Here is an 11,755-nt window from a genome sequence, read left to right on the forward strand (position 1 = left end):
TAAAGGAAAACAAAGCCTTAACAAATTCCCGCCACTATGGCGGCGGGGATTGCGCACGCGCGGGTAGGGGCAGGACGTGAGACTTTCGAAGCTTTCCATTGGCGCCAAGCTCTATGCCATCTTTGCCCTGATGGCCACTACCACCGTCGCATTGGCGGTGCTCGCGGCGCTCAACTCCTACCGGCACACCACGCTGACGCAGCAGTTCGAAACCGCGAACAACGGCACACTGAACATCGAGCGGGTCAATGCCCTCACCTATGCCATGGTGATGGAGTCGCGCGGCATCTACATGTCGCCCGACATGGCGACGGCCAAGACTTACGCCGCCGGCCTTCTCTTCTACACCGATCAGATCGCCGGGCTGATCGAGGAATGGAAGAAGCACGTTCGCGACGACGACGCCGAATCGTTCGCGTCCTTCTCGGCGCGGATCACGAAGATGATCGCGTTCCGCAGGGAGCTGGCGCGGCTCGGAGCGGAAGTCAGCCCGGCGGCCGCGCGCGCCTGGGGCGACGTCGATTCCGAACGGGAGGCCCGCAAGGCACTCAACCGCGATCTCGAAAATCTGGCTGAGCTGTACCGCAACCGCGCCGCCCGCGTTTCGGCCGAACTCGGCTCGGGCATTGATCGCAACGCGATGTGGCTCAGCGCTTTCGCCATGCTCGCCGTCACCTTGGCGTTTGCCGGGCCCTTCTTCCTGTCCCGCAGCGTCGTCCGGCCGCTCGGCGAAATCACGAAGATGACCGAGGCGGTCGCCAGCGGCTGCCTGGACCCCATCGGCTTCCAGGATCGCCGCGACGAGCTCGGCGCATTGGCGCGATCGGTCGGCGTCTTCCAAGAGGCGATGCGGCACAACGAACAGCTCAACCATGCCGTCCGCAGCGAGGGCGAGGAGCGCGGACGCCGCCAGCAGGAAATCACCAAGGAAATCGCGCGCTTCTCCGCCGAAGTCGAAACGAGCCTGTCGGAGCTCGGCCGCATTTCCGATCAGATGCTCGACGCCTCCAGCCAGCTTGCCGCTGCCGCCGACAACGCCTCGACGAAAACCGCCCGCGCCGAAGAGGCCTCGTCCGAGGCATCCGCCAACGTCCGCGACATCGCCTCGGCCGCGGACGAGCTGTCCGCGTCCGTCAATGAAATCGATCGTCAGGTCGCTCAGTCGAACGCGATTGCGACGAAAGCCGTGAATGAGGCCGAGGCCACCAACGCCGCGGTGAAAGAGCTCGACGAAGCGGCGGCGCGTATCGGCGATGTCGTCAAGCTCATCACCGACATCGCCGAACAGACCAACCTCCTGGCCCTGAACGCCACCATCGAAGCGGCGCGCGCGGGCGAAGCCGGCCGCGGCTTTGCCGTTGTCGCCGGTGAAGTGAAAGCCCTGGCCGGGCAGACCAGCCGCGCCACGGAAGAAATTGGCGCGCAGATCGCGGGAATGCAGCGTGCCACGGTGCGCTCGATCGAAGCGATCAACGCGATCGAACAGACCATCCGCGAGATCGGCGAGATCAGCGGCGCGATCGCGGCCGCGGTCACCGAGCAGGGCGCGGCGACGCAGGAGATCGCGCGCAGCGTCGACATCGCCGCCAAACGCACGCTCGAGACGGCCAACGAGGTCAATCTGGTCGGTGGCGCGACCGAAGACACGCGCACCAGCGCCAACGCGGTCAAGATGGTTGCCGACGATCTCGGCAGCGTCGCCGGCCGCATCCGCGCGCAGGTGGATGTGTTCTTTGACCGGTTGAGCGCGTAGGCGCGTCTGTCGTCCCCGCGAAAGCGGGGACCCATAATCCCTGCCCTATCGAGACGCTCCGGCGTATGGGTCCCGGCTCACGCGCCGCAAGGGCGGCGCTTGGCCGGGACGACGGTTAAGCCTCAAACGCACCCGGTATATGCCGCGGCATCTTGCTCGGCGCGACCAGCACGGCGTCGAAACGCATGTCTTGAACCGACGGGTCGGGATATGTGGCGAGCCACGCTTCGGCCGCGGCGATGATGCGTCCGCGCTGCCGTTCGGTCACCGCCTCAGCCGCATCGTCGAGCGTATGACGCGCTTTGACTTCGACGAAAATCAGCAGCGGGCCACGGCGCGCGACGATGTCGATCTCGCCGACCGGACTACGCCAGCGCCGCGCGAGAATGCGAAAGCCCTTGGCAACGAGGAAAGCGGCGGCGCGGCTTTCGGCCGATATGCCGAAGCGAAACGCGATCTGCCGTTCCGGATCGGCATCGCTCTTCGGCGCCGGCTTCGGCCGCAAGCCCGGCGATCGGAAATTACGCGGATCAGTCATCGTTGCTAGTCATCGTTGTTCTTGGCCAGTTCGAGCGCGCGCTGGTAGACCTCGCGCTTCGGCCGTCCGGTGGCAAGCGCCACTTCACCCACCGCATCCTTCACCGACACGCGTGCGAGGGCATCGCGCAACATGGCATCGACGTCGGCGTCCTGCGCTTCTTCCTCGACGGGCGGTGCGATGACGACCACGAACTCGCCGCGCGTTTCGCCGCCTTGCGCATAGTGCTGCGCTAGCGCGGCAAGATCGCCGCGCCGCACTTCCTCATGCAGCTTGGTGAGTTCGCGGCAGACGGCCGCACCACGCGCACCGAGGCCAGCGGCCAGATCGGCCAGAGCTTCGGCGATGCGCGGCCCGGTCTCGAACAACACCAAGGTTGCGGGGATCGTCGCCAACGCGGCGATGCGCTTTTGTCGTGCGACCTGCTTCGGCGGCAGGAAGCCTTCGAAGAAGAAGCGATCCGTCGGCAGGCCCGATAACGACAGGCCGGCCAATACCGACGACGGCCCCGGCAATGCCGTAACGGTATAGCCTGCCTCGCCGGCTTCACGGGCGAGCTTGTAGCCGGGATCGGAAATCAACGGCGTGCCGGCGTCCGACACCAACGCCACAGCCTGGTCCGCCGCGAGACGCGCGAGCAGCTTCGGCCGCGCTTCGGCGGCGTTGTGCTCGTGATAGGCGGTAAGCGGCGTCTCGATGCCGTAGCGTTCGGCGAGCTTGCGCGTGACGCGTGTGTCCTCGCAGGCGATCACATCGGCGCCGGCCAGCACCTCCAGCGCGCGCAAGGTGATGTCGCCGAGATTGCCGATCGGCGTCGCCACGAGATAGAGGCCGGGCTTAGCCTTCGCCGCCGGCATGGCGGCGCCGAAGGGCGCGAATTGTCGCGCGCGCGGCGGTTGTTTTTCGTCGTCTTTGGTCATTGCAAGCACTCTAGACGCGTCGCCGCGCGGCGTCATGCCGGGACGAATTCCTTCGTCTTTTCACAGCCTTAACTTTTGCGGGACAAACTTGCCGATACCGGTTAGGACTGACATGGTGCTGTCTTACAGGGGATTGGCCGCTTTGGCTGGATTTGGCGAACGCGGAAAAGCATTGGCAGCGCGGCTGTGGCGCGGACTCGGCCGGGCACGCACCGCCTTATGCTTCTCGGCTGCCGCGCTCGCTCTCGCCGCCTGCGCGGGCACGGTCGACACGACCAGCGCGCCGCCGCCGCAAATGGCCAACCAGCCGCCGCCGGGTGCATCGATCGGCACCGGCGAGATTCGCGTCGGCCTGATCCTGCCGCTGTCGGCGCAAGGCAATGCCGGCGTTGCCGCGCAGTCGATGAAGAACGCGGCTGAGCTGGCGCTCGCCGAGTTCAAACAACCGAATATCCAACTGCTGGTGAAGGACGACGGCGGCTCGCCGCAGGGCGCGCAGGCCGCCGCGCAGCAGGCGATCGCCGAAGGCGCCGAGATCATCATCGGACCGTTGTTCGCGCAATCAGTGAGCGCGGTTGGCCAAGTTGCGCGTCAGCGCGGCATTCCGGTGATCGCCTTTTCGACCGACGCGAGCGTCGCGACGCGTGGCGTCTATCTCCTGAGCTTCCTGCCGGAGTCGGACGTCAGGCGCATCATCGAATACGCCGTGTCGCATGGCAAACGCTCGTTCGCGGCGCTTTTACCGGACAACGCGTATGGCAACTTGGTGGAAGCCGCGTTCCAGCAGGAAGTGGCGCGCCGCGGCGGCCGCGTCATCGCGCTCGAGAAATATCCGCTCGATGCCGCGCGCATGGCCGAGCCTGTGCGACGGGTCGCGCAGGCCGCGAGCCAGGCCGACGCCATCTTCATTCCCGACGGCGCCGACGCCGTGCCGCAGGTGGCGCAGAGCCTTGCCGCCGCCGGCGTGACGAAGCGCGTGCAACTGCTCGGCACCGGGCTGTGGGACGATCCGCGCATCATGTCGAATGCACAGTTGCAGGGCGGCTGGTTCGCCGCACCCGACGCGGTCGGTTATCGCAGCTTCGCGCAACGCTATCGCGCGCGTTACGGTCAGGAGCCGGTACGCACCGCGACTCTGTCCTATGACGCGGTGGCGCTGGTGGCGGCGCTGGTGAAGACACAAGGCACGCAACGCTTCACCGAGCAGGTGCTGACGACGTCGTCGGGCTTCTCCGGCATCGACGGCGTGTTCCGCTTCCGCGCCGATGGCTTGAACGAGCGCGGCCTTGCCGTGCTGCGCGTCGCCCCGGGCGGCGGCCAGATCATCAGCCCGGCGCCGAAGTCGTTCCAGCCGGGGACGTAGGAGCCTCAAGCACAACCTCTCTCCGTCACCCTGAGGTGCTTGCGCGCAGCGCAAGCCTCGAAGGGCGACGGCCCCATGATCGCAGTCATCCTTCGAGGCTCGCTTCGCTCGCACCTCAGGATGACGGGGAGAGGCTTAAGCCGCCAGATCCGCGACCACCGCGTCGAGCACCGGGAAACCCGATTGCGTCACGCGCAAGCGGCCATCGGCCGTGGTCTCCACCGCGCCCTCGCCTTGCAGGATCGAGACGCGCTTGGGATCGAGCGTGCGGCCGGACAACCGCTCGAAGCGGAGCGGATCGATGCCTTCGGCAAGACGCAGACCCATCAAGAGATATTCGTCGGCGGTCTCGCCCGGCGTGAGCTTCTCGTCGACGATCTGGCCCGACCCCGAGGCTTCGACGCGCATGAGCCAGGTCTCGGGACGCTTTTCGGTTTCGGTCGCGTAGCGATAGCCGTCGACGGTCAAGCGGCCATGCGCGCCCGGACCGACGCCGACGTAATCGTGGCCGCGCCAATAGACGAGATTGTGCCGGCACTCGGCGCCGGGCCGCGCGTGATTGGAAATCTCGTAAGCCGGCAGACCCGCGGCGGCGCAAACCTCCTGGGTCATGTCGTAGAGATCGCGGCCGGTGTCTTCGTCCGGCACGATCAGCTTGCCGGACTTGTAGAGATTGAAGAACGCCGTCTCCGGCTCGATGGTGAGCTGGTACAGCGAGAGATGCTCGGCCGCTTCGGCGATGGCGCGCTTGAGCTCGGCGCCCCATTCGGCCGGCGTCTGCCGCGGCCGCGCGTAAATGAGATCAAACGAATAACGATCGAAGATCGAGCGCGCGACCGCGACCGCGTCGAGCGCCTCCTCCGCCGTGTGCAGGCGGCCGAGTTCCTTCAACGCCGCATCGTCCAGCGCCTGCACGCCGAGCGAAACGCGATTGACGCCCGCCGTGCGGTAACCCTGGAAGCGGGTCGAGTCGACGCTGGTCGGATTGGCCTCCAGCGTCACTTCAACGTCAGGCGCAACGCTCCAATGCTTGGCGATCGTGTCGAGGATCGCCTGCACCGACGACGGCTGCATCAGCGACGGCGTGCCGCCGCCGAAGAAAACCGTCGACACGGTACGACCCGGCGTGCGCGCCGCATTGGCGGCCAATTCGGCGGCGACGGCGCGCACGTAGCGCGCTTCGTCGTAGCCGCCGTGGCGCACGTGGCTGTTGAAGTCGCAATACGGGCACTTCGACAGGCAAAACGGCCAGTGCACGTAGATGGCGAAGGGCTCTGGAATCGTTAACGACATGTAAACATCATAGGCGGCCTCGCCGCGCGCGGCCAGCGGGCCGCAAATTTGGCTGCGGAGAACTATTTAAAATTGTAACGATCGGGAACTTCCGCAAGGGGGCTCACTTCAAACACGCATCCGCCAGCATGATGAACGCCCGCGCGCGGTGCGACAGCGCTTTGCCGCGCGGCGGCAGGCCGTGTTTCTCCTCGGCGGTCATCTCGCCGAAAGTGATATCGAAGCCATCCGGCAGAAACAGCGGATCGTAGCCGAAGCCCTTCTCGCCGCGCGGCGGCCAGGCGACGACGCCGTCGACACGGCCTTCGAATTCTTCCGTGTGCCCGTCGGGCCAGGCGAGGCACAGCGCAGCGACGAAATGACAGCGCCGCTGCGCCGGGTCCTTTGCGCCTTTTTCGACGAGCAGCGTCTGAATGCGATTCATCGCGCCGCGGAAGTCCTTGTCGGGCCCTGCCCAGCGCGCCGAATAGATGCCCGGCTCGCCGCCGAGCGCCTCGACCACGAGACCGGAATCATCGGCGAACGCGACCTTGCCGGTGGCCTTGGCCGCGGCTTCGGCCTTGATGCGCGCATTCGCGGCGAAGGTCTTGCCGGTTTCCTCCGGCTCGGGAAGCCCGAGCTCGCCGGCCGATTGCGCTTCGATGCCATAAGGCGCGAGCAACTCGCGCATCTCGCGCAACTTGCCGGAATTGTGCGTGGCGATGACGACGGGGCCGGTGAGTTTGCGGGGCATTCGGTTTCTTCGTCATGGCCGGGCTTGTCCCGGCCATCCACGCCTTCCTGTGTGACTCTTAGTAAGACGTGGATGCCCGCGACAAGCGCGGGCATGACGGCCCACTGCGCATGGCGCGCTTACGCCACCGCCATCTTCTGCAGATCGATCAGCTTGCCGACGCCCTTGCGCGCCAGCGCCAGCAAAGCGAGGAACTGTTCCTCGCTGAACGGCGTCTTCTCGGCGGTCGCCTGGATCTCGACGATGTTGCCGTTGCCGCTCATGACGAAATTGGCGTCGGTCTCGGCTTCCGAGTCCTCGGCGTAATCGAGGTCGAGCACCGCCGTGTTCTTGTAGACGCCGCACGACACCGCGGCGATGTGATCGCGCATCGGCTCGCCGCCCTTGAACATGTCGCGCGCCTTCATCCAGGTGAAGCAATCGGCCAGCGCGACCCAGGCGCCGGTGATCGAGGCCGTGCGCGTGCCGCCGTCGGCCTGAATCACATCGCAATCGATGGTGATCTGCCGCTCGCCGAGCGCCACGAGATCGACGACCGACCGCAAGCTGCGGCCGATCAGGCGCTGGATCTCGACCGTGCGGCCGCCCTGCTTGCCGGCGGAGGCCTCGCGGCGCGTGCGCTCGGACGTCGCGCGCGGCAGCATGCCGTATTCGGCCGTGACCCAGCCGCGGCCCTGGCCCTTGAGCCAGGGCGGCAGCCGCTCCTCGAGGCTGGCGGTGACCAGCACATGCGTATCGCCGAACTTCACGAAGCAGGAGCCCTCGGCGTATTTGACGACGCCGCGTTCGAGCGACACCGGGCGCAATTCGTCGACTTGTCGGCGGCTCGGCCGCATTGGGCTCACTCCTGCTGTGGGCGGGTTTCCGGCGAGCCTTTTAGGAGGCGCCGCCGGACCCGGCAAGCCCGGACCTTCAGCCGCTTATTTGGCCTTTTCGATCGCGGTGACGATGAACTGCCCGTTCACGTTGTCCGCGTCGAACTTCACCTTGTCGCCGGCCTTCACTTTACCGACGAGGGCCGGGTCCTTGGCGGTGAACACCATGGTCATGCCTTCGTCCATGCCGAGCTTCTTGATCGGTCCATGGCGGATGGTGATCTTGCTGGCGCCGGCATCGACCTTGGTCACCGTGCCATCGATCAACGACTGAGCCTTGGCGGCAGTCGGCGTCAGCGCGCCGAAGACGAGGGCCAAAGCGAGCGCGAGCATCGCGAGAGCATTCTTCATTTCAAGTCTCCTTCTTGTCTAAGCGGAATTACTTCACGATCGCCGCGCCGTGCATGCCGGCTTCGTAATGACCCGGAATGAGGCAAGCGAATTCGAATGCGCCCGCGTTCGTGAAGCGCCACAGAATCTCGGCCGTCTTGCCGGGCTCGGCGCTTTTGGCGTTCGGATCGTCGTGCTCCATGTCGGGAAATTTCTGCATCATCGCGCCATGTTTTTTGTTCTCCGCGACGCTCGCCAAGGTGAACTCGTGCTTGAGCACGCCCTTGTTGGCGATGACAAAGCGGATCTGCTCGCCTTTCTTGACCTCGATACGGGCGGGTTCGAAACGCATCGCGCCGTCGTCGTCGCGCATGGTGACGGTGACGGTGCGCGCCGGCATGTTCGGATCGCCCGGCTCGCCCGCCGAGAAATGCCCCTCATGCGCATATGCGGTAGCCAAACTGCCGGTGCCGAGCACCAGAGCGATAGCGAGTGTGATCGATCTCATCTGTCTTCTCCTTGTTAATGATGGTTGTGGCCGTTCGATCCCGGTTTCACGACCGAGAACTCGACCTGACTTGGCTTTGCTGGAAGATCGCTGCGCCGTGACGGCTCGGGCACATCGCCCTTGAACTCGTAGGCGACCGTGCCGGGCGGATGCTTGTAAGGGCCGGGATCCTTGTAATCGCCGGGCGCCACGTCCTCGCGCACCTTCACCACCGAGAACATGCCGCCCATCTCGAGGGGACCGTATTGGCCGAAGCCGGTCATCATCGGCAGCGTGTTGTCGGGCATCGGCATTTCCATCGAGCCCATCTCGGCCATGCCGGCCGACCCCATCGGCATGTAGTCGGGCACCAGCTTGCGGATCGCCTTGGTGAGATCCTTCTGCGGCGTGCCGATGAAGGTCTTCACGTCGTGACCCATCGCATTCATCGTGTGATGCGACTTGTGGCAATGGATCGCCCAGTCGCCGGGATCGTCGGCGACGAATTCGATCGCGCGCATGCCGCCGACCGGCACGTCGGTCGTCACTTCCGGCCAGCGCGCGCTTTCGCGCACCCAGCCGCCATCGGTGCCGGTCACCTCGAAGTGCGGCCCGTGCATGTGGATCGGATGGTTGGTCATGGTGAGATTGCCGATGCGGATGCGCACGCGATCGCCCTGCCGCACCACCAACGAATCGATCCCGGGAAACACACGGCTGTTCCACGCCCATAGATTGAAGTCGGTCATGGTCATGACCTTCGGCAACGACGTGCCGGGGTCGATGTCGTAGCTCGCCATCAGGAAGACGAAGTCGCGGTCGACGGGCCGCTCCTTCACGTCGCGCGGATGCACGACGAAGAAGCCCATCATGCCCATGGCCATCTGCACCATCTCGTCGGCGTGCGGGTGGTACATGAACGTGCCGCTGCGCTGGAGCACGAACTCGTAGACGAAGGTCTGCCCCGGCTTGATGTGCGGCTGCGTCAAGCCGCCAACGCCGTCCATGCCATTCGGCAGCCGCATGCCGTGCCAATGCACCGTAGTGTGCTCGGGCAATTTGTTGGTGACGAAGATGCGCACCTTGTCGCCTTCGACGCCTTCGATCGTCGGCCCGGGCGACTGGCCGTTGTAGCCCCACAGCCGCGCCGTCATGCCCGCCGCGAATTCGCGCCGCACGGGTTCAGCGACGAGATGAAACTCCTTCCAGTCGCCGTTCATACGCCACGGCAGGCTCCAGCCGTTGAGCGTGACCACCGGCTGAAAATGCGGTCCGGTCGATGGCGCCGGCGGCGGCTGCATCGCCGGCGACGTGCTGGTGACGGCTTCCGGGATGCTGGCCGCCTGCACGCGGCCGCTGACGGCCGCCGCGCCCGCGAGCATCACCGAAGACCCAATGAGATTGCGTCGTGAGATCATGATCGTTCTCCGCCTTCAGTGGCCGCCGGTGTCGCCGGCAAGATTTGCGGTGCTCGATGCCGGCGCCGATGCGGGCGCGCCAGCCCCGGATATCGCCGCCGACAGATCGGCGCCGGCGAGCCAGAAGTCGCGCTGCGCTTCCACCGCCGCGACATTGGCGGCGATCTTTTGCCGCGCTTCCGCGAGCAGCGAGAAGACGTCGACCTGCATGGCGCCGTACCGCAGCATCATCTCGTCGGAGATGATCTTGCGCAGCGGCAACACTTCGCGCTGATAGCGTGTGGCGATGTCGTAGCTCAGGCGATAACCGCGATAGGCTTCGCGCGTCTGCGAGCGCGCATCGATCGCCTTCTGTGCCAGACGGTTCACCGCCTGCATGTAGCCCTGCTCGGCCTCCCGCACGCGCGCTTCGCCGAAGTCGAAGATCGGCACTTCCAAGGTCAGCGTGAAGCCGCGGCTGTGCGCGTGTTCGCCGGTTTCGCGGTTGTCGGTGATCTTATCGGCAAAGCCTGCTTCCAACACGTTGACGAACCGCGTCGCCTTGGTGAGCCCATAAGACTTGGCCAACATCGCGAGCTCGCTGCGCGCGATCTGCACGTCGACGCGCCGGTCGATCGTCTCCTGCTCCGCTTTCGGCAAAGCCAGAGTGCGTTTGGGCAAGGCCGGCAAGGAGGACGGCAGCGCGAAAGCAAGGTCCCCGCCGGACAGGCCAAGCGCGCGGATCAGGCGCTCACGCTCAGCATTGGCCCGCTGCTGCGCGCGCGTCAGCTCGTTCGACAGATCGGCGTGCAGCACCTGGTTGCGCGCCTGGTCGAGCTTGTTCATGGCGCCGCTCTCGCCCATGCGCTTGGACAGCTCGGACGTGGTCGCGGTGGCGGACGTCGCTTCCGTCAGCAGGCGCACGAGCTGCCGGGCCGTCACGGCGCGGTAGTAGGCGCGCCGCGCTTCGGTCGCGACGCGTAAGGTTTCAAGCGCCGCCACAAGTTGCGCGCGGCGGAAAAGCTCATTGGCGATTTCGGTGCGGGCCGGAAGCGTGGCCAGCGCGAGGATGCTGGCGACGATCTCGCGATCCAACTCGGCTTCGGCGGCGCCTGTCAGGCGCGTCGCCGACAGCGTCGGATTGGGCGGCAACGACTGCCGCACGCGCGCGGCATCGGCCATGCCCAGTTCGTTGTAGGCCGCCTGCAGCCCGCGATTGTTCACGAGCGCGATCTGAACCGCCGTATCCGCGGTCAGCGGCCGCTTGATGAGCCGGTCGACCGTGGCGCGCGCGGCATCGGCATCCGCATCGTCGCGAATGGCGACGACGTCCTTGCGCAGATGTTGCGCGGCAATGTCGGCGGGCACAGCCATGCCGCCGTCGGGTGAGAAAGTGGCGCAAGCCGGCAGCAGCAGCAAGGCAGAGAAGGTGACCGCGTGCGTTCCATAGCGCCACGGGTTCGGCTGCCGCCAGGATGCGGCCAGCCGCGAACAAAGTCGGGCAGACATTGAATGTCCTCGTCCATCGATTGATGACAGGCACGCGCGACGGCTTCAGGCCGCGGCAGCGCCGGCGTTCAAAGCGACAGAAGAGATCGTGGTGGGCGGTCGATGCCGTCGACGGCGCGGCCGAGCAGGCTGGCCGTAACCGGCAGCGCGACTTCAGTGGTCGCGATGCGCCGCATATCCGACACGCCGAAAGCCGGCGGTGTCAGTGCGGTCACGCAGAACAGACCGCAGCATTTGGCCGGCACGGCCGAATCAGTGCTGTCGGTGGTTTGCGTGCCATGGTCCATGTGCTCGTGTGCCATGGCAGCGTAATCGCCAGTGCCGTGGTGGTGGCTGCGCGCCTGGCTGGCCACTTGCGGCGCTTCGCCCAACTCCAGGCAATGCGCCGGTGCGTTGCTGAAGGCGAAGGCGGCGACAGGCGACAACAGGAACAGCGCGAACAGAACGGCCATGAAGGCCGCCGCCCGCCGACGCCATTTGCTGGTTAACAGAACCAACATCCCGGTCGAAACCGCCTTATCCGCTCAACGAGAACAACGGTGCTCTTTGCCCCGACA

General features: G+C 65.9%; 12 protein-coding genes. 2 read left to right on the forward strand and 10 right to left on the reverse strand.

All coding sequences use genetic code 11. The features are described from left to right. The first annotated feature begins 76 nt into the window (after positions 1 to 76). Positions 77 to 1,753, forward strand: coding sequence for a methyl-accepting chemotaxis protein (locus tag DW352_RS17750; RefSeq protein WP_115692587.1), 1,677 nt, complete (start codon positions 77 to 79; stop codon positions 1,751 to 1,753). A 115-nt stretch (positions 1,754 to 1,868) separates the two neighbouring features. Here DW352_RS17750 and DW352_RS17755 read toward each other — a convergent pair whose 3' ends face one another. Both DW352_RS17755 and rsmI read right to left on the reverse strand, forming a co-directional pair. Further along, positions 1,869 to 2,291 carry a YraN family protein gene (locus DW352_RS17755; protein WP_115692588.1) on the reverse strand — a complete coding sequence of 141 codons (423 nt, stop codon included), beginning with the start codon at positions 2,289 to 2,291 and terminating at the stop codon, positions 1,869 to 1,871. 5 nt (positions 2,292 to 2,296) lie between these two features. Further along, complete coding sequence (gene rsmI, locus DW352_RS17760) at positions 2,297 to 3,211, reverse strand: 16S rRNA (cytidine(1402)-2'-O)-methyltransferase (protein WP_210209850.1); 915 nt, start codon at positions 3,209 to 3,211, stop codon at positions 2,297 to 2,299. A gap of 172 nt (positions 3,212 to 3,383) precedes the next feature. Between rsmI and DW352_RS17765 the strand changes: the two genes are divergently transcribed. Next, positions 3,384 to 4,574: a penicillin-binding protein activator gene (locus tag DW352_RS17765; RefSeq protein WP_245434162.1), complete on the forward strand. Its 1,191-nt coding sequence runs from the start codon at positions 3,384 to 3,386 to the stop codon at positions 4,572 to 4,574. A gap of 135 nt (positions 4,575 to 4,709) precedes the next feature. Here DW352_RS17765 and hemW read toward each other — a convergent pair whose 3' ends face one another. The 8 genes from hemW to DW352_RS17805 all read right to left on the reverse strand — a co-directional run bounded on the left by hemW (position 4,710) and on the right by DW352_RS17805 (position 11,650). Next, entirely contained in the window at positions 4,710 to 5,867 is a 1,158-nt protein-coding gene (gene hemW, locus DW352_RS17770; RefSeq protein ID WP_115692591.1) for a radical SAM family heme chaperone HemW, read from the reverse strand. 103 nt (positions 5,868 to 5,970) lie between these two features. Continuing rightward, positions 5,971 to 6,600, reverse strand: a complete 630-nt coding sequence (gene rdgB / locus DW352_RS17775; protein WP_115692592.1) for an RdgB/HAM1 family non-canonical purine NTP pyrophosphatase — start codon at positions 6,598 to 6,600, stop codon at positions 5,971 to 5,973. Positions 6,601 to 6,719: 119 nt separating this feature from the next. After that, entirely contained in the window at positions 6,720 to 7,436 is a 717-nt protein-coding gene (gene rph, locus DW352_RS17780; RefSeq protein ID WP_115692593.1) for a ribonuclease PH, read from the reverse strand. Between the two features lie 84 nt (positions 7,437 to 7,520). Then, a complete protein-coding gene (locus DW352_RS17785; RefSeq protein WP_115692594.1) occupies positions 7,521 to 7,826 on the reverse strand; it encodes a copper-binding protein in 306 nt (101 codons plus the stop codon). 28 nt (positions 7,827 to 7,854) lie between these two features. Then, positions 7,855 to 8,313, reverse strand: coding sequence for a cupredoxin domain-containing protein (locus DW352_RS17790; RefSeq protein WP_115692595.1), 459 nt, complete (start codon positions 8,311 to 8,313; stop codon positions 7,855 to 7,857). Positions 8,314 to 8,327: 14 nt separating this feature from the next. Next, the gene (locus DW352_RS17795) at positions 8,328 to 9,710 is read right to left on the reverse strand and encodes a multicopper oxidase family protein (protein ID WP_115692596.1); all 1,383 of its coding nucleotides are present in this window, start codon (positions 9,708 to 9,710) and stop codon (positions 8,328 to 8,330) included. 15 nt (positions 9,711 to 9,725) lie between these two features. Next, entirely contained in the window at positions 9,726 to 11,198 is a 1,473-nt protein-coding gene (locus DW352_RS17800) for a TolC family protein (protein ID WP_115692597.1), read from the reverse strand. A gap of 68 nt (positions 11,199 to 11,266) precedes the next feature. After that, complete coding sequence (locus tag DW352_RS17805; protein WP_115692598.1) at positions 11,267 to 11,650, reverse strand: hypothetical protein; 384 nt, start codon at positions 11,648 to 11,650, stop codon at positions 11,267 to 11,269. Positions 11,651 to 11,755: the final 105 nt, after the last annotated feature.

Origin of the sequence: Pseudolabrys taiwanensis, from assembly GCF_003367395.1 — a bacterium.
Classification (GTDB): domain Bacteria; phylum Pseudomonadota; class Alphaproteobacteria; order Rhizobiales; family Xanthobacteraceae; genus Pseudolabrys; species Pseudolabrys taiwanensis.